Below are 18,886 nucleotides of genomic sequence, written 5' to 3'. Positions count from 1 at the left end.
ACTCATGCTGATTTTCATCGGGCCCAATCGTCAGCGGGGCAATACGAAAAAGTTTGGTGAATATGAAAAAGCACCAAAATATAGGCATCGCACCTATAATTGGCTGTTTCGTACCCGCAAATTGCCAAGCGCAACATACATTTTTACCTTTGTCGATCGCCTTGATCCTTCTGAACGCAGGCTTGCGGGACTAATTTTTCGGCATATCAATAAACTCGGCGACGGGTTTCAGGCATTAAATGATCCGTCCCGCGCAATGAACAGATATCGATTGCTGCGGAAGCTGCATGAACAAGGCATAAATGACTTTAACGTCTATTTGGCATCCGCAGCGCCGAAGCCTGGTCGATTTCCTGTATTCATCAGACGGATTTCGCAATCGTTGAAACCTTTAACCGACTTACTGCCTGACCAAGAAACGCTTGATCGGAAAATAACTGCCTTTGAAGCCCAGGGTGAGCCACTCGATGATCTGATCGTGATTGAATTCTATGCCAAAGAAGTCGCACCTGGCATTTTCCGTAAATATTCCACCTATCGTGCGGGTAATCGTGTAAGCGCCAACTACACGATTTTTGAAGCCAATTGGCAGGTGAAATTGGGTGATATCGATATTGTTGATCCGAAACTTTATGAAGAGGAGGCGGAACTCATAAGAACAAATGCCTTCGCGGAAGCCATGCGAGAAGTCTTTGATATTGCCAATATCGAATATGGTAGGGTGGACTTTGGGCTCTATGATGGTCGGCCGCAAATATATGAAATCAACTTCAATCCTGAGTTTCGTACCAATGTTTCACCTTCAAAAGAGCCGCAGCGAAAGCAGAATGTAGCTGATGCAGTCGAGCAGCGTTTTAAAGATGTGGCAGCGCTGGATATGACGATTGAAGCCAACAGCCGCCCGAACCTTAAAAATGCAGAACTTACTGCATTTCGTTGGCGTTTCTGGCGGAACTATGCCCCTCAAAGGTATTAGCTACGATAATGATTATTTTCATCGGGCCTAATCGCCAACGTCATAATCTGCGTGGATTTAAGTTGTTTGATGATGCGCCTGTGACCAAACATAAAACCTACAATTGGCTGTTTCGAACACACCGCTTGCCTGCTGCGACCTATGTCTTCACATTTATTGATCGATTGCATCCGCGCGAGCGCCGTTTAGCCAGCAAGATCTATCATCATATTAATGCCGCAGGAGCGGGATTTAAAGCACTGAACGATCCGGCGAAATCAAAAAATCGGTTGGACTTGCTAAAATCACTTCATACCGCAGGTATCAATGATTTTAACGCTTATCGGGCGGACGAAGCGCCAAAACCTGCCAAGTTTCCAGTGTTCATGCGCTATCTATCCGTCAGCCTGCCGCCGGTAACAGATCTAATCCACACACAAGTTGAATTGGAGAGTGCGATCGACGATCTCGCACAGGCTGGCGAACCGTTAGATGACCTTATCGTCATTGAATATTGTTCCGAACCCATTGTGCAGGACTATTTTGCGAAGGTCTCAGCCTATCGAGTTGACGATCAATATTTTCTGGATTTCTTCCTTTTTGATCGCAAATGGTACGTAAAGCTACGTGATTTTGACATTATGCCCCCTGATTTCGCGGCGACAGAAGCCGAAATTTTGCGGGAGAATAGGTGGATCGATGTTCTTAAAAACGTGTTCGAATTGGCAGATATCCAGTATGGCCGCGCAGATTTTTCGCTGGTGAATAATCGCCCTCAGATCTATGAAATCAATTTCCATCCGCAATCGACATTGTCACAATATGAGTCAAAAATTCCGGAACGCTTAGAGATTGCAAACTTCGTTGCACGCCGCCGCATGGATGCAATTATCGCCATTGATCAAAAGATTTCGACCAAAGCAATTAAAAATATTGTCGATCCCGAAATCACCGCGTTCCGGCTTCGCCCGTGGCGAAATTTTGCACCCCAAAGATATTAAGAGATTTTATGCTGATTTTCATCGGGCCTAATCGGCAGCGGGGCAATGTACTCGGGTTCAAAGCATTTAGTGATGCGCCACAAACTCAGCATAAGACCTATAATTGGCTCTTTCGCACGCGTTTGTTGCCGTCTGCAACTTACATATTCACCTTTCTAGACCGGTTGCATCCACGTGAACGTCGTCTTGCCGCAAAAATTTATCGGCATATTAATGCCGCGGGGCCGGGCTTCAAAGCACTAAACAATCCGGCAAAATCAAAAAATAGGCTCGGACTTCTCAAATTATTGCATGCGGCAGGGATAAATGATTTCACGGCCTATCTTGCTGATGAAATGCCTAAGCCGAGCAATTTCCCTGTGTTTTTGCGTTATTTGTCCGTAAGTCTACCGCCAGTCACTGATCTGATTCACACTCAACGCGAACTGGATACTGCAATTGAGAAGTTGGCGGTGGCGGGCGAACCCTTAGACGATCTGATCGTCATCGAATATTGTGCAGAGCCGTATGAGAAAGACTATTTCGTTAAGCTCTCGGCCTACCGCATTGGCGGTCGCTACATGCTGGATTTATTTCTGTACGATCAGCAATGGTATGTGAAATATGGTGAGGTGGATACGATGCCACCACATTCTGCTGCGGTTGAAGCGGAGATTTTGCGCGAAAATCGATGGGTGGAAGACGCGAAGAAAGTCTTTGAGCTCGCTCAAATTGAATATGGGCGGGCGGACTTCTCGATCGTCAACAATCGCCCCCAATTCTACGAAATCAATTTCCACCCACAATTCACAATGTCTGAATATGACTCAAAAGATCCCCAGCGACTGAAAAATGCTAAATTTGCTGCCCGGCGGCGAATGGATGCGATGAAAGCGCTGGACATAAATGATACTGCACAACCCATTGCAAATATTGCGAATTCTGAGATAACAGCATTTCGGCTTCGTCCGTGGCGAAATTTTGCGCCGCAAAGATATTAAGAGATTTTATGCTTATTTTTATCGGCCCCAACCGGCAAAGGGGCAATGTGCACGGCTTTAGTGTCTTTCCCGACGCGCCCGCTTACAAGCACAAAACTTATAGTTGGCTCTTTAAAACTCGACGATTGCCGTCTGCCACCTATATTTTCACGTTCATTGATAGGCTGCACCCACGCGAGCGGCGGCTCGCCGCAAAAATCTATCACCACATCAATGCGGCCGGGGATGGGTTTAAAGCGTTGAACGATCCCGCCCTTGCAAAAAATCGTTACCGGTTGCTACGCACTTTGCATGATGAAGGCATCAACCAGTTTAACGCCTATTTGGCCAGCGAGATGCCAAAGCCAAAACGCTTCCCTGTCTTTGTGCGCAACCTCTCAGTTAGCCTGCCGCCGCTCACCGAATTGTTGGAGAACCAAGATGCGCTTGATCGCGCGCTGATCGATCTTGAGCAGCAAAGTGAACCATTGGACGATCTGGTGGTGATCGAATTCTGCGCAGAACCATTCCATGGGGAGTTCTACGCGAAATTAGCTTCATATCGTATCGATCAGACCATCAGTTTCAACATGATGCTCTTTGATGAAAAATGGTATGTGAAATATCGTCAAGTTGACCACATGCCACCTGGAGCCAACGCATTTGAAGCGAAACTAATGCAGGAAAACGCTTTTCAGGATGAAGTGAGGCGCGTGTTTGACTTGGCCAATATTGAATATGGGCGTGTCGATTTTGCGCTGGTCGGCGGGCGTCCACAATTTTACGAAATCAATTTCCATCCGCATTTCACATCCTCTGAATTTGCATCTAAAGATCCGCAACGTTTGGCAAATGTCACGCTGGCGGCGCAGCGGCGACTCGATGCCCTAAACCAACTCGATCAGCACTCAAATGCGAAACCTATTGAAAATATTGCAGACCCTGAAATCACGGCCTTCAGATTGCGCCCTTGGCGCAACTTCGCGCCACAAAGATATTAGCTTAGCTATAGCGCACTCGGGCCGGGGTCCATTAAGCTATGAATGCGGTCGGCGCCCAATCGGGCCAGTTTGATCATCAAGGTTTTGCGGCGCGCGGGGGCCATTTTATCTAGGGCCGATGGGCGCATCATATCGGCGCCGTGGCCGTCGGCGACGATTAGGCCTTCACTTTCGGGGAAAATCTCGGCAGCCAATTCTGGTGGCTTGGCAAAAAAGAACCGGTCGCAAAATTCATGATATTCCGGCCACTTTTGGTCGACACGATAATCTTCAAGGCTCGATTTAATTTCGACAATCCAAATTTCCCCCTTGGGGGTAACGCCCAGCAAATCAGCGCGCCGTCCATTGGCCAGCGGCACTTCAGCAAAACAAGTTATGTCGTGTTGCGCACGCAAAAAGCGCATGCAGCCGCGTTGAACGCGCAGGGCGGTTTCGGATTGGCGTCCGTCTACAATCGGTGGCAGGTTTTGCAACGAATCTTGGTTCATCTCCAAAGTTTAGCGCAGGGCGCATTGCCAATAAAGCGCAAAGAAAAGGCGCCCGAAGGCGCCTAAATCCCTGCGCGCAAATTGCCGCTAAGCCGCCGCAACCTCGGTCAAAAATTTATCAACGGTTGAGCGCAGCGTTTTGGCCTGTTCCGCCATATCTTGCGACGCCACCAGCACTTGGTTGGCGCTTTGATTGGTTTCATCTGCAGCACTGGTCACTGTGTTGATGGACCCTGCAACTTGCTCTGTGCCCGTTGCTGCTTGGGTTACACTCTGGCTGATTTCGGCTGTTGCGGCTCCCTGTTCTTCAACTGCAGAAGCGATTGACGTGGTGTATTGGGTTACCTCGGTCATGGTGCCTGCAATTTGCTCAATGGCGGCAACGGCATCTTTTGTGGAATCCTGAATTTCGCGGATCTGGTTGGAAATCTCCTCAGTTGCGCTGGCGGTTTGATTGGCCAAAGATTTAACTTCCGTCGCCACCACAGCAAAGCCTTTGCCCATTTCGCCTGCGCGAGCAGCCTCAATTGATGTGTTGAGGGCCAGCAAATTGGTTTGCTCTGCAATATCTTGGATAAGAGCTACCACGTCACCAATCTTTTGCGCTGCATCTGCCAAGCGCGTCACGCGCCCATTTGTGAGTTGTGCGGCTTCTGCAGCGGAATTCACAATCGTGTTCGTTTTCGATACTTGCCGTGAAATCTCCTCAATGGAGGCGGCGAGTTCTTCCGCCGCCGCGGCCACAGCCTTCACATTTGTGGAGGCTTCTTTTGACGCATTGGCCGCGTCGCCAGCCTGGCCAGATGTATTGTTGGCGATATCGTTCAACATATTGGCCGTGTTCGTCATTTGCGTGCTGTTTTGGGTGACCAATTCGAGCGCGTCGCCAACACTGGTGCGGAAATGGGTGATCAATTCTTCAATCCGTTTTTGACGATCCGCTTGTGCCTTTGATTCCGCGGCGCTTTGCCCTTCCAAGCGTTGCCGTTCAATTGCATTTTGCTTAAACACATCGACAGCACGGGCCATGTCGCCCAACTCGTCCTTGCCGTCAGCGCCTTCAATGTCCACGTCGAGTTGCCCTTTGGCCAACTGGTTCATGGTGCCAGACAAGCGTGCAATTGGGCGGGTGATTGTGCGGGCAAAAAGTACCCCCGCCACAATGATTGCGACCAATATGGCGGCACCGATCATCAGCATCATATTGCGCAGCGCCACCACCGGTTCGTTGGACTCCGCGACGCCCTTAACAGCAGCCACGGCCCAATTTACGCCCGCAAAGCTGAAGGGTTCTGTGAACAAATAGAAATCCTGATCGCGATACGTATCGGTTGTGGCAAAACCGCGTTGTCCGGCCAGTGCGTCATCAATGGCTTTATAGTTCAAGCTGGTGCTCAAAATGTCATTTTCTTCGGTGAAGGCAGAATCGTTGCGGAACATCCGATCCGCGCCAACAATGAATGTCTCGCCCGTTGCGCCAAGCCCAGTTTTGTCGTGCATAATGGTGGTAAATTCATCAACCGGCAGTTGGAAGGCCAACACACCAATTCGAGTACCTGATTTGTCGATGAGTGGGGTCGACATAAATGTCGCGGGCAAGTTTTGGCTTGGCGCATAGGGGGCGATATCAAAAAACGAAATTTCCCCTGCCGCCAAATTTTCAGCGCTACGGAAGGCCCCGCCTAGATCAGAACTCGACCATTGGCCGCCATTCACCGCAAAGTTGGTGGCGTAGTCATTTTCCTTGGCCACAGTGTAGGTCAGGTTGCCCGCCATATCGAACAAAAACACGTCATAATAGCCATTGCGACCCATCAAATTGCTGAAATATGGGTGAAAGCGTGCATGAACGCTGTCATACCAAAGGCCCAAATCGGCTTTTTGCAATTTATCTTTTTGACCGAGCGGAAATGGGTTTTGGGAAACATATCCCTGCTGCAAGATGGTTCGCGGGTCACCCTCAATTTGTTGCCACGCATTGGTGAAATCCTTGCTGGCATCCACAACGACCGGGTTTTCGGCTTGTAGCAACAAGTCGTCGCGCACTTGCGCAAAATAGCGCTTCAGAGCAATCGCGCGACTTTCGACAATCGCCTCCAGCTTATCTTTGGTCATTTCATGAACCGTTTGGGAGCTGATGAAAAAACTGGCTGCCCCTAAGCCGAGGCCGATCGCTAGGGCCGAAATGGTAAGCGCAAGCGGCAACCGCGCCGCAATCTTAATGGTAGGGAGTTTAAACATGGCAATGCTCGCAATGAGTGTAAAACTATGCGTTCATTGTCCCGCAAACTTGGTTAATTGCTGTTTCCGAACTGGATAGGGATGATTGCGTAGTCCAACCCTTAGGCGGTTGCACCCCAGGAAACATGGCTATGTCGGCTGGAGATTTTGCCCACGGTCGTATCGCCCAAAATTTGCACGCCATGGGCTGTATCGCGCTTTATGTCGATACGTCGGTAACCTTGGCTTTCGCGATAAATGCGAGCGGGCGTTGAGCGCTTTTTGCCAAACCGTCGCCGATCCGGCCCAAAATAGTTGGATGTCTCGTAATAAGTGATCTGCGTATTCAATTGTCGCCGCAATCGCGGCATCATCTGCTTTGGGTCCCAAGGCAGGGTCAAAATATCGTCAAACCCGATTTGGATGCACTGAGAAATCAGCATTGGCAGGGGAACTTCAATAAAACAGATCAACGGCGAATAGCGCACCCGGGGACGCGTACTGTTGCGAATATTTTGGACTTGCGATTTGATGGGGCCCAATTCACCATCGCTGGCAAAAAGGAAGAAATTGTTCGGCACTTTTCGGGTCAATTCTTCGGCGTGCACTAGGCCAGAAAATGGCGTGACTTGCCGAAAGCCCAAGTCGCGCGCCAGATCATTGATCAGCGCAACCTGAGCGTCATTGCCGCCCATATTGGTCGCCACATCAAAGTAACTCATGATAACCCCTAACCGCGCCAAAAATCCCTCAACTTTGGACGCGAGTTAAACCCTTATCAGTGTTGAGTTAATTTTTCGTCGATAGGCTGAAATCGGTGGCGGCCATGGCATAAGTTTGGCCCGGGTGTAACATGCGCACATAAGTGATCATTTTCGCATCCAACGCCGTGCGTCGCTCAATCACAAACAGGGCTTCCCCCTCCGGCACATCTAGCGCGGCACCTTGGTGCGCATTTGCATTCTGAGCAGAGAATTTATGCTCCGCCTCGGCATAAGGAATGGTCTCGATCAGCCATTCATTTGGGTTTGAAGCTTGAAAGGATTGTGTTTCTGCGCTTGGCACCACATCCAAATTAATCCAGCGTTCTTCCAGCTGATAGGGGCGCTCTCCGGCAAAATGGAGAATTTCCAGATACAAAACTGGCTGATTGGCGTCGACGCGTAAGATACGTTGACCAAAAGGGTCGCCTGATAAAATGTCACGCTTTAATATCTCAAAACGATAGGGCGCGCCTGTGCGCTCAATTTCATCGCGCACCAACGCAATATCCACCTTGGTGGTGCGGCCGCCAACGGCTGCCACCCGCGTGCCCGCCCGCCGTTTGCGTTCAACAAAACCCTCTTCCGCCAGCTCTCGCATCGCCCGATGCACCGTGGCCCTTGCCACCCCATATTGCTGCGCAATGGTTTCCTCATGCGGCACCGCATCACCCGGGCGCAATTGGCCGCTGCGGATTTGGCTGAGCAAATCATTCTTGATGGTGAGATAGGGGGAGGCTGAAGCGCGTTCTGTCATAGCTTGCTTATAATTCGCTCCGCAGTTTTTTCAAACAGGCAATATAGTCTGCACGGATCGCGTCATGATTTTTGTGTTGCCCGCGCGTCACCATGTGCCGCCCGGCAGACCAGACTTGATCAATCGCTTGGTCGTCACTGGCAAAAATCCAATGCTCCAATTGCCGATCACCTGTTAGCCCATGGCCCAACATCCGGTCACGATCAAGGGTGAAAAAGTCTGCCAGCTTGCCCACTTCAATCGCCCCATGGTCCCGGCCAAGCGCCTGTGCGCCGCCTTTGGCCGCGCCATTAAACAGAGTGGCGCCATTGGAGCCATTGGCGGGGGCCAACATGGCACGACCTTTGTGGCGATAACGTTGCGAATGTTCCAACACCCGCAATTCTTCGCTCAAGGTGATGCGAATATCAGAATCGGACCCCACGCCGAACGTGCCGCCCAGTTCCAAAAACTCAACACCATTGAAAATCCCGTCACCCAAATTGGCTTCTGTGATCGGGCAAAGCCCCGCCACGGCACCAGACTTGGCCAACTGCCTCGTTTCATCGTCGGTCAAATGGGTGGAGTGGATCAAACACCAACGCACATCCACATCATAATGAGCCATCAACCACGACATGGGGCGTTGGCCATAAATGTGCTCAATCTCGTCAATTTCTGCCAATTGCTCAGCAATATGCATATGGATCGGATCATTGGGACGCAGCGTCACCAAGTGATTAAGTTGCTCTTGGCTCGCCGCTCTTAATGAATGCGGGGCCAGCCCTAGCCGATAATCATCAGGCATTTTGCGCAACAATTGTTCGCTGTCGCCGAGCAATTTTTCAAATTGATCTATGGTGTGGCCAAAGCGCTTTTGCCCGCCCTTTAAGGCACGTTGGTCCACCCCGCCATAGGCGTAAAACACGGGCAAATGGGTAAGGCCAATGCCCACATCCTGTGCTGCATGGATAATCGCATGGCTGGTTTCCGCTGGATTATCATAGAGCGTGCCGCCCATTTGATGGTGAACATAGTGAAATTCCGCCACCGCGCTATAGCCCGCTTCCAGCATTTCCATAAAGGCAAATCGAGCAATGGCGTAGAGGTCGCCGGGGGTCAATTGATCGAGAAATTGATACATCAGGTGCCGCCAGCTCCAAAAGCTGTCGCGGCTGTCGCCTCGATATTCGGTAAGCCCCGCCATGGCGCGTTGAAAACTGTGGGAATGCAAATTGCCAATCGCTGGCAGCAGTATTTGATCCCCTAAATTCAGATCATTGGCTTGCACTTCGGCGTCGGTTTCAATCTGCGTGATGCGGTCTGCATTCCATTCAATGCGCACATTTTGCGCCCAACCTGTGCCTAGCAATGCAGTTTTCACAAATAGCGACGACATATCTCACCTAATATGTATGGACATAATAAAAATAAGCATATACATATTTGAGTAAAGCGCAATGATAAATCCCGGCAAAAGGATCTCTTCCATGGCGAAACCTACCCAATATGTGCTCACCAATTTGCGCATCGCCCCGATGATCGCCAATGGCGAGAATTATGGCGGCGTCATTGAAAATAGTGCCCTTGCCATTGATGGCGAAAAAATCGCTTGGGTCGGCGCCGCGCAGGACATTCCATTGGACTATCGCGCATGGCACAGCGAAGATTTTGGCGGCGCATTGGCCACGCCGGCCCTCATTGATGCCCACACCCATATTGTGTTTGGCGGTGACCGTGCCAACGAATTTGAAATGCGGCTGGAAGGCGCAAGCTATGAAGAAGTGGCGCGCGCAGGCGGCGGCATCATCTCCACGGTGAAAGCCACACGCGCCGCCAGCGTTGATCAACTAGTTGAAAGCGCCTTGCCCCGGTTGGACGCGCTGATCGCCGAAGGCGTCACCACCATCGAGATCAAATCTGGCTATGGCCTCAATTTGCAGAGCGAGCGCAACATGCTCTTGGCCGCGCGCCAGCTTGGCACGTTGCGAAATGTCACCGTGCGCACCACGTTCCTCGGTGCCCACGCCACGCCGCCAGAATATAAAGACCAGCCCGATGATTATATCCGCTTGGTTGCCAAAGACATCTTGCCGCAATTGCACGCAGAAGGCTTGGTCGATGCCGTAGATGGTTTTTGCGAAGGCATCGCCTTCTCTCCCGCACAGATGAAAGTGGTGTTCGACGCGGCTCAAAAACTCGGCTTGCCGATCAAGCTGCACGCAGAACAGCTCAGCAATTTGGGCGGCGCAGCGATGGCGGCTTCTTATGGTGCTTTGTCTGCCGATCATTTGGAATATTTGGATGAAGCAGGCGTGAAGGCCATGGCCGAAGCAGGGTCGGTTGCTGTGCTGTTGCCGGGCGCATTTTACACCTTGCGCGAAACCCAATTGCCGCCGCTCGAACTGTTGCGCCGCCATCAGGTGCCCATCGCATTGGCCACTGATTGCAATCCCGGCTCCTCGCCGCTTACTTCACTTTTATTGACCATGAATATGGGGGCAACCCTGTTCCGCATGACGCCAGATGAATGCTTGGCCGCAACCACCCGCCATGCCGCAAAAGCCCTAGGCTTTGCAGATCGAGGCACCTTGGCCGCTGGGCAGCAGGCGGACATTGCCATTTGGAACATTCAGCACCCCGCAGAACTTAGCTACCGCATTGGATTCAATCCCCTCAAAGCGCGTATTTTTGGAGGCAAATTATGAGCATGATCTTGCAACCGGGGCAGGTCAGCCTCACCCAATTGGAAGAAATCTTTCGCACCGCCACGCCCGCAAAACTGGACCCTGATGTAAAACCCGCCGTGGAACGCGCAGCGTCGATCATCGCCAAAGCCGCGAAGGGCGAACCAGCGGTCTATGGGGTGAATACGGGCTTTGGCAAATTGGCCAAAACCCGCATTGCTGTGGAAGATGCGGCCACCTTGCAGCGCAATCTGATCCTCTCGCACGCCAGCGGCGTTGGCGAACCTTTGGCCGCCAATATTGTGCGCTTGATGATGGTGCTCAAATTGCTCTCGCTCGGGCGCGGCGCGTCCGGCGTACGGTGGGAACTGATTGAGCTGATCGAAAATATGCTCGAAAAAGGCGTCACCCCTATGGTGCCGGGGCAAGGTTCAGTCGGTGCTTCTGGTGACCTTGCCCCCTTGGCACATATGACAGCGGTGATGATCGGCGAGGGTGAAGCCTTCTATCAAGGCCAACGCATGAGTGGTGCAGACGCCCTCAAAAGCGCCGGGCTGACCCCTGTGGTGCTCGGCCCGAAAGAAGGTCTGGCCATGATCAATGGCACGCAAACCTCCACCGCCTTGGCGCTGGCGGGCCTGTTTGAGGCATGGCATTTGGCCAAAATTTCTCTCCTCACCGGGGCCATGTCCACCGATGCAGCCATGGGGTCAAATGCGCCCTTCCACGAAATGATCCAAACCCTGCGCGGTCATCAAGGGCAGATTGATGCGGCAGCACAATTGCGCGCGTTGCTTTCTGGTTCGCAAATCCGCGACAGCCATTTGGAAAATGATGAACGGGTGCAAGACCCTTACTGTCTGCGATGCCAACCACAGGTCATGGGCGCGGTCATTGGCCTGTTGCGGCAATTGGGCGACACTTTGCGGGTGGAAGCCAATGCGGTGACGGACAATCCGCTCGTGGTGAGCGAAGATGAAATCATCTCCGGCGGCAATTTCCACGCCGAGCCTGTGGCCTTCGCCGCTGATCAGATTGCCTTAGCCATCTCTGAAATGGGTGCCATCGCCCAGCGACGCATCGCCTTGCTGGTTGATCCGGCCTTATCCTTCGGCCTCCCGGCGTTCCTCACGCCAAATCCGGGGCTCAATTCCGGCTTTATGATCGCCGAGGTGACCTCCGCCGCCCTGATGTCTGAAAACAAACAAAAGGCTGCGCCCTGTTCGGTTGATTCCACCCCCACCAGCGCCAATCAGGAAGACCATGTGTCCATGGCCTGCCATGCCGCGCGCCGCTTGCTGGATATGAACCAGAACCTTTCCCACATTTTGGGCATTGAATTGCTCTCTGCCGCCCAAGGTATACGTTTGCGCGCGCCGCTTACCACCTCCGCGCCGTTACAGGCGGCAATTGAAGCGGTGCAGCACGAGGTGAGCGCCTTGGATGATGACCGCTATATCTCTCCAGATTTGGTGAAAGCGGGCCAATTGGTGCAACAGCCGCATTTGCTGGCCGCCGCGCACATCGATTTGGCGCTGGAGGCATAGATGGAGCCGTTCACCCTGACCCGTGGCGATAGCCCACTCATTCTTGCCTTCCCCCATGTGGGCACCTTTGTGCCCGCTGATATTGCCGGGCGGCTGAATGAACGCGGCACGGCGTTGGTGGACACAGACTGGTTTATTGATGAGGTCTATGAAGGCTTGATACCAGAGGCGACCACCATCCGTGCCACCTTCTCCCGCTATGTGATTGATGCCAATCGCGATCCCGAGGGCGTGTCGCTCTATCCCGGGCAAAACACGACAACGCTGTGCCCCACCATAGATTTTGAAGGGCAGCCGCTTTATCATCCAGGGCAGGAGCCAGCCCCCGGTGAAATCGAAGCCCGCCGCATCGCCTTTCATTCGCCTTACCATGCCGCCATCCGCGAAGAGATTGCGCGGATAAAGGCCAAGCACGGTTTTGCGGTTCTTTATGATGGCCATTCCATCCGCAGCGAACTGCCATTCCTGTTTGAAGGCACTTTGCCCGCGCTTAATCTAGGCACAAATGAAGGCGCAACGCTCTTCCCGGAAATGGAAAAATGCGCCTTTGAAATTGCCCAACAAAGCGAGTTTGAAAGCGTGTTGAACGGTCGCTTTAAAGGCGGCTGGACCACGCGTCATTATGGCCAACCCGACCAGAATGTGTGCGCGTTCCAAATGGAAATTGCCCAAAGCGCTTATCTCAAAACAGAACATGCCCCTTGGGCGCTGGATGGGGAAAAATGCGCCCGCCTGCGCCCCATTCTCAAATCGATCTTAGAGGCTTTGCTGTACGAAGCCGCCCGCGCCACCGCGGCATAGGAGGAAATGATGACTGACAACCCACGCAAAAATGCCCGCACCGTTCGTTCGCCCATCGGGCCAGACCTGATCTGTGGTGATTGGACCACTGAAGCGCCCATGCGCATGATGATGAACAATCTCGATCCGGACGTGGCGGAAAATCCCCATGAACTGGTGGTTTATGGTGGCATTGGCCGTGCCGCCCGCACATGGGGCGATTTTGACAAGATCGTCGATAGCCTCAAAACGCTGAAAACCGATGAAACCTTGCTGGTGCAATCCGGCAAGCCTGTCGGCGTGTTCAAAACCCATGCCGATGCCCCGCGCGTCTTGATTGCCAATTCTAATCTCGTGCCCAAATGGGCCAATTGGGATCATTTCAATGAGCTCGATAAAAAGGGATTGGCCATGTATGGCCAGATGACGGCGGGCTCATGGATTTACATCGGCTCCCAAGGCATTGTGCAGGGCACTTATGAAACCTTCGCCGAGGCAGGTCGTCAGCATTATGGCGGCAACCTAAAAGGCAAATGGATTTTGACCGGCGGCTTGGGCGGCATGGGTGGCGCACAGCCGCTCGCCGCAGTGATGGCGGGCGCATCCTGCTTGGCCGTCGAGTGCAACCCCGACAGCATCGATTTCCGCCTGCGCACGCGCTATATCGACGAAAAGGCCGAAAGCTTGGACGAAGCGCTGGAGATGATCGAGCGCTGGACCAAGGCAGGCGAAGCCAAATCGGTTGGCCTGTTGGGCAATGCAGCGGAAATTTTCCCTGAACTAGTCAAACGTGGCGTGCGGCCAGATATTGTCACCGACCAAACCTCTGCCCACGATCCCATCAATGGCTATCTGCCTATCGGGTGGAGCATGGGTGAGTGGCGCGACAAGCGCGAGAGCGATCCGAAATTGGTGGAACGCGAAGCCCGTGCCAGCATGAAGGTGCAGGTGCAAGCCATGCTCGATTTCCACGCGCGTGGCATTCCCACCGTGGATTATGGCAACAATATCCGACAAGTGGCGAAGGATGAAGGCTTGGAAAACGCCTTTGATTTCCCCGGCTTTGTGCCTGCCTATATTCGCCCGCTCTTTTGCCAGGGTATCGGCCCGTTCCGCTGGGCGGCGCTGTCCGGCAACCCGGAAGACATCTATAAAACCGACCAAAAAGTGAAAGAGCTGTTGCCAGACAATAAGCACTTGCACAATTGGCTCGATATGGCGCGCGAGCGTATTTCGTTCCAAGGTCTGCCCGCCCGCATCTGCTGGGTTGGCTTGGGGGATCGCCATCGCTTGGGTCTCGCCTTCAACGAAATGGTCGCCAATGGCGAATTGGAAGCGCCAGTGGTGATTGGCCGAGACCATTTGGACAGCGGCTCTGTCGCCTCGCCAAACCGCGAAACCGAAGCCATGCAAGATGGGTCAGACGCCGTGTCAGACTGGCCATTGCTCAACGCGCTGTTGAACACAGCCTCCGGCGCCACTTGGGTGTCGTTGCATCATGGCGGCGGTGTTGGCATGGGCTATTCGCAACATGCAGGCGTGGTGATCGTCGCCGATGGCACGCCAGAAGCGGCCAAGCGGTTGGAGCGCGTTTTGTGGAACGATCCGGCCACCGGTGTTATGCGCCATGCAGATGCAGGCTATGAAATTGCTCAAGATTGCGCCCGCGAAAAAGGCCTGAACCTGCCGGGCATTCTCTAGATTTAAGATGGGGCGGAAGTGCTAAGCTTTCGCCTCACCTACATAATTTCGACAAAATTGAAATTGCATAGTAGTCTTGGGTAAGGCGCGGGGGCGCTTGAGGAGACGGACATGCAAAAGCTCAATTCTATCGGCGCCAAAATCGGCGTTGCGATTCTTTCTATTCTATTTCTGGTGCAAGGCGCGGCGGCAGCGCGCATTCTCACCATTGAAACCAAACCAGCCAATATTGAGCTGCAATCGGCCTTCATCAATGGCCAGCGCGCAGACATCGTGGCGCAGGCAGGCAAATATGCCTTTATTGAGCTGGAGAATGAAAATCAGTGTTACGCCACCTTGTCGCTAATCGCCAAAAATGGCCGCTTCCTGCGCAAACAACTGAATTTATGTGATGAAGAATGGCAGATCGCTCTGAGCTTTGGCGACACAGGTTCTGGCCCATCGGTGCGCACCATCACCATTGTGCCATCGCAGGAAAATGTACGCATTCTGGCGCTCAGCTTTGATGGAAAGCCACAACCGTTCACCGCCTTCGCCGATTCAAATCGCGTAGAATTCGACATTCGTCGTGGCCCTTCCGGCTTCAAATGTGTGGGCGAGCTGTCCGCAGCTTTGTCCGGTGCTGACAATTTCAAACGTACGGTAGACCTTTGTGCCTTCAACAATGAAGTGATTTTGGATGTTGAGCCGCAACGCTATTATGAAATTCTTACGGTCCGTTCTGGTGGCGACGACAAAGTCACGGGCATCAAGCTAAACGGCGAAAAATTGAACATTATTCGCCATATTGGCAATGATGCACGGACCCGCGTTTTCGCCGACAATTCTGGCATCAATTGCACCGGCAATCTCGAAGTGAATTTCGCTTCTGGGGCATCGGGCGAAGGCCAGCTTGACCTTTGTGGCTCCAACTTTGATGTGACCATCACGCCAAAGCCGAAATTCGCCTCCGATACCTCGTTGCGGGCTGGCTATAGCTGGCGCTTTATTCCCGCGCAAAATGAGAACGATATTGCTGCGCTGAAGTTTGAAGCGCGTAGCTTTAACCGCACTGGCGTTAGTGCGGTGTGCCAACCCGGCTCACGTCAAGCCACCATCTATCTTGATGGTTTCCCGGCCCGGGCTAATCTGCCGCGCCGGACACGCATTGATTGGACCACAGGTCGCTATAATGGTGTGGTCAACGGTAACCGGGGTCAATCGCCTGTCGGTTCAAGGGCTGCACCAAGCTTTTCCCGTTCAACATCTGACCGTTTGTGGAAAGGGTTGATTTCGGGTGCGACTTTCACCGCTATTGCCAACGATAATCATCGGCTGATGCTTTCGCTCAGCGGCAGTGCGGGCCCGGTTCGCGAATTTGTTCAGGCCTGTAACACACGCTTTAACGGCCCATCTGTTTATGGCGATGTGAGCGACGACAGCAGCCTTAAATGGAGCACCCCGCCATCTCGTCGCGACGGCGATTTGCGGTTGGTATTTGGTGATGTCCGCACAGACCGCATCGGCATTGAAGCGCGGTGCACGCCGCAAGACGATGTCGTGCGCATCATGTTTGCGTCAGCGCCACGCGGCTTGGCCAGCGGACGCAACGTCAATGTTCGCTGGAATGTTGGCGACGATAGTGGTCGTGTGCGGGCGGTAACGCGTTCGGTGGAAGGCTTTGATTGGGGCGCTGTGCCGATTGCGACAATCGACACACGCGATCCAATGTGGCGGGCACTGGCATTGGGCAATTTGGTGCGCTGGTCCGTTAATGGCGAGCAAACCGCAACCTATTCACTTAAAGGCAGTGGCGCGGTCATTCGACGATTCCTAAGCGGCTGTCGCCCTCCAGCACAACCAGATATTGGCGATGGCGGAGATGATGATTTCGGCGTCGACCCAGATCGTCCGAGCACAGGCAATGAGACCGTGGATACGATCATCAATATCTTTGATCTGATCAATCAGCAGTCTGATTCAAATGTGAACATCAACATCAATACGCAAACCGCAGCAGCTCGTCAGGCGCTGAACAATTATCAGGCAAACCCAAACTATATGTGCGATCTAAGCGCCAATAGTCAGTTCATGGGAAATCGTGCTGTTTCAATCGGCTTTAAAAATGATCGTGGCCGAGCCGTCGAAGTCTATGAAATCGGCCCCAATGGTCAGCGTCAATTCCTACGCGAAGTGCCACCCAGTGCGCGATTGCAACTTACGCGATCAGCCGGGCAAGGCTTTGAGGTGCGCGCAGCCAATGGTGGATGCTTGACCACAATGGTCGCCACTAACGCTGATATAGAATATCGCATCAACCCCACCATGGGGCGTGCTGACCCAGAGGTTGTGGCCAAAAGCTATAATTGTTCTGGTCGGCAAGTGGTGGCACTGATCGAGCCGAACAAGGGCACCGCGTTGGTGGATGGGGATTATGCCCTTCACCGTGCGCGTGTAAATGGTGGCTTTGCCAATGTGTGGGGCAATGTACGCGCTAAAATCACCAATCAGGAATTGGTGTTGGAAGAAGGCGGAACAACCCGCCTATCTTGCCGCGCGCGCTAAATCAAAATTTAAAGTGTTGGCTATTTCATCTTTTTCGACAAAATGTAGGAAAAGGGAATAGCCAGCACATAGCCCAAAATGGCCGCCGCTGCGATGCCCAATCCCATATTCGGCACCATCTGGGTCACCAAAACGGCGATCACCAAAGCGCCTGCAATTGCAGAGCCTGAAATAATCCACAACATGCCAATCAGTTTATTCATTTTCTTCCCCCAAATGAATTAAAACACAGTTCTTATAGCGGATGATCGTGTGAAAGGGTTTGACCTTGGTCAATTGAAACGCCCCTATCGCATCCAATCCATCTTTTGGGTGATTGACCCGCTTTCAAATAAATATTACCAATACTAAAATAATTTTACTAAAGGTAATTTATGCCCAAGGGGGACTTATGAACGAGGTTGTGGCGCAGAAGTTTAAGCGTTTGCGCGATGAAATGAGCGCGCAGAATATTGATCTGGTGGCGTTGGGGCCAACCGCACATACGCAATGGCTCTTGGGCTATTCGCCTTATCCGGATGAACGCATGTGCCTGCTGTTGATCAGCAAAGAAAGTGAAGCCTTTGTGATGCCAGCACTCAATGCAAATGCCGTGCGCGAACATACGGACATTGAGTTTTTCGAGTGGGCAGATGATCAAGGCCCAACGGCTGCCTTGGAAAAAGCCCTCGCCAAAGTCACGGGCGGCGCAGTGAAGCAAGTTGTGCTTGACGAAACCATGCGCGCGGATTTTGCCCTGAACTTGCTCGACAAATTGGACGGCGCGGCACATCAGTTCACAAAATCAACGGTCGGTGCATTGCGCATGCGCAAAACCGAAGCCGAATATGAACTGCTGAAATTGAACGCGCAAATCGCCGATGAAGCACAGGCAATTGCCGCAAAAACCGCACGGCCCGGCGTCACCGAGCATGATGTTGCCGAAGCGGTAAAAGAGCATTTCATCTCAAAAGGCGCGAAGCCGATTTTCGATATTGTGGGTGCCAATGAAAATGGCGCGTTCCCCCATCACCATACCTCTGATCGGGTGCTGAAATCTGGCGATGTGGTTGTGGTTGATATTGGCGGCGCCACAAAAGGCTACCCAAGCGACATCACCCGCATGGTTGCAGTTGATACGCTGCGCGACGATTATCAAGAAGTGCATGATGTGGTGGAAGCTGCGGTTAAGGCTGCATTGGCAGCATGTAAGCCAGGCGTCAAAGCCTCCGACGTGGACAAGGCCGCACGTGACGTGATCACAGAAGCAGGCTATGGCGAATTTTTCAGCCATCGCACCGGCCACGGCCTCGGCATCGAAATCCACGAAGAGCCTTACATCTCAGCCTCATCGGATGTGATTTTGGATGAAGGCATGGTGTTCTCCATCGAACCGGGCATCTATCAGCCGGGCAAGTTCGGCATCCGGTTGGAAGAGATTGTCTATATGCGTGCTGATGGGCCAGAGGTGCTTTCAGAGCGTTCGCGAGACATTGTGATTTCCAAAGACTAAAATGAAAAGGGGCC

16 protein-coding genes are annotated in these 18,886 nt (G+C 52.6%); 10 read left to right on the top strand and 6 right to left on the bottom strand.

All coding sequences use genetic code 11. From position 1 onward, the window contains the following. Window positions 1–4: 4 nt before the first annotated feature. Genes ACP15Y_RS11525 through ACP15Y_RS11510 form a run of 4 tightly spaced genes read left to right on the top strand, consistent with a single transcriptional unit; the run spans window position 5 to window position 3,916 of the window. The gene (locus ACP15Y_RS11525) at window positions 5–976 is read left to right on the top strand and encodes a hypothetical protein (protein ID WP_424983232.1); all 972 of its coding nucleotides are present in this window, start codon (window positions 5–7) and stop codon (window positions 974–976) included. Then, window positions 937–1,956 (top strand): hypothetical protein, encoded by a 1,020-nt coding sequence (locus ACP15Y_RS11520; protein WP_424983231.1) that lies wholly within the window; start codon window positions 937–939, stop codon window positions 1,954–1,956. The genes ACP15Y_RS11525 and ACP15Y_RS11520 overlap by 40 nt, the downstream gene beginning before the upstream one ends. Before the next feature lie 8 nt (window positions 1,957–1,964). Beyond that, complete coding sequence (locus ACP15Y_RS11515; protein WP_424983230.1) at window positions 1,965–2,936, top strand: hypothetical protein; 972 nt, start codon at window positions 1,965–1,967, stop codon at window positions 2,934–2,936. An 8-nt stretch (window positions 2,937–2,944) separates the two neighbouring features. Further along, window positions 2,945–3,916: a hypothetical protein gene (locus tag ACP15Y_RS11510; protein WP_424983229.1), complete on the top strand. Its 972-nt coding sequence runs from the start codon at window positions 2,945–2,947 to the stop codon at window positions 3,914–3,916. Window positions 3,917–3,921: 5 nt separating this feature from the next. Here the strand turns inward: ACP15Y_RS11510 and ACP15Y_RS11505 are convergent, their stop codons facing one another. The 5 genes from ACP15Y_RS11505 to ACP15Y_RS11485 form a co-directional block, all read right to left on the bottom strand. After that, window positions 3,922–4,404 (bottom strand): MmcB family DNA repair protein, encoded by a 483-nt coding sequence (locus tag ACP15Y_RS11505; RefSeq protein WP_424983228.1) that lies wholly within the window; start codon window positions 4,402–4,404, stop codon window positions 3,922–3,924. A gap of 87 nt (window positions 4,405–4,491) precedes the next feature. Further along, complete coding sequence (locus ACP15Y_RS11500) at window positions 4,492–6,645, bottom strand: methyl-accepting chemotaxis protein (RefSeq protein WP_424983227.1); 2,154 nt, start codon at window positions 6,643–6,645, stop codon at window positions 4,492–4,494. 101 nt (window positions 6,646–6,746) lie between these two features. Continuing rightward, a complete protein-coding gene (locus ACP15Y_RS11495; RefSeq protein WP_424983226.1) occupies window positions 6,747–7,346 on the bottom strand; it encodes a hypothetical protein in 600 nt (199 codons plus the stop codon). A 67-nt stretch (window positions 7,347–7,413) separates the two neighbouring features. Beyond that, window positions 7,414–8,142 (bottom strand): UTRA domain-containing protein, encoded by a 729-nt coding sequence (locus ACP15Y_RS11490; RefSeq protein ID WP_424983225.1) that lies wholly within the window; start codon window positions 8,140–8,142, stop codon window positions 7,414–7,416. Window positions 8,143–8,149: 7 nt separating this feature from the next. Beyond that, window positions 8,150–9,520 (bottom strand): formimidoylglutamate deiminase, encoded by a 1,371-nt coding sequence (locus tag ACP15Y_RS11485; protein ID WP_424983224.1) that lies wholly within the window; start codon window positions 9,518–9,520, stop codon window positions 8,150–8,152. 91 nt (window positions 9,521–9,611) lie between these two features. Between ACP15Y_RS11485 and hutI the strand changes: the two genes are divergently transcribed. The 5 genes from hutI to ACP15Y_RS11460 all read left to right on the top strand — a co-directional run bounded on the left by hutI (window position 9,612) and on the right by ACP15Y_RS11460 (window position 17,380). Then, complete coding sequence (hutI, locus tag ACP15Y_RS11480; RefSeq protein ID WP_424983223.1) at window positions 9,612–10,829, top strand: imidazolonepropionase; 1,218 nt, start codon at window positions 9,612–9,614, stop codon at window positions 10,827–10,829. Then, the gene (gene hutH, locus ACP15Y_RS11475; protein WP_424983222.1) at window positions 10,826–12,355 is read left to right on the top strand and encodes a histidine ammonia-lyase; all 1,530 of its coding nucleotides are present in this window, start codon (window positions 10,826–10,828) and stop codon (window positions 12,353–12,355) included. The genes hutI and hutH overlap by 4 nt, the downstream gene beginning before the upstream one ends. After that, on the top strand, window positions 12,356–13,156 hold the full coding sequence (hutG, locus tag ACP15Y_RS11470) for an N-formylglutamate deformylase (protein WP_424983221.1): 801 nt from the start codon (window positions 12,356–12,358) through the stop codon (window positions 13,154–13,156). Window positions 13,157–13,165: 9 nt separating this feature from the next. Continuing rightward, entirely contained in the window at window positions 13,166–14,836 is a 1,671-nt protein-coding gene (gene hutU, locus ACP15Y_RS11465) for a urocanate hydratase (RefSeq protein WP_424983220.1), read from the top strand. A gap of 111 nt (window positions 14,837–14,947) precedes the next feature. Next, the gene (locus ACP15Y_RS11460) at window positions 14,948–17,380 is read left to right on the top strand and encodes a hypothetical protein (RefSeq protein ID WP_424983219.1); all 2,433 of its coding nucleotides are present in this window, start codon (window positions 14,948–14,950) and stop codon (window positions 17,378–17,380) included. 20 nt (window positions 17,381–17,400) lie between these two features. Here ACP15Y_RS11460 and ACP15Y_RS11455 read toward each other — a convergent pair whose 3' ends face one another. Beyond that, window positions 17,401–17,583, bottom strand: a complete 183-nt coding sequence (locus ACP15Y_RS11455; RefSeq protein WP_133573616.1) for a hypothetical protein — start codon at window positions 17,581–17,583, stop codon at window positions 17,401–17,403. A 188-nt stretch (window positions 17,584–17,771) separates the two neighbouring features. Between ACP15Y_RS11455 and ACP15Y_RS11450 the strand changes: the two genes are divergently transcribed. Beyond that, window positions 17,772–18,872, top strand: a complete 1,101-nt coding sequence (locus tag ACP15Y_RS11450) for a M24 family metallopeptidase (RefSeq protein WP_424983218.1) — start codon at window positions 17,772–17,774, stop codon at window positions 18,870–18,872. Window positions 18,873–18,886 lie beyond the last annotated feature (14 nt).

The sequence above is a fragment of the Maritalea sp. S77 genome (assembly GCF_049801075.1).
Lineage (GTDB): Bacteria > Pseudomonadota > Alphaproteobacteria > Rhizobiales > Devosiaceae > Maritalea.
Note: the sequence above shows the minus strand (reverse complement) of the source record. Positions and strands in the feature narration are given on the sequence as shown.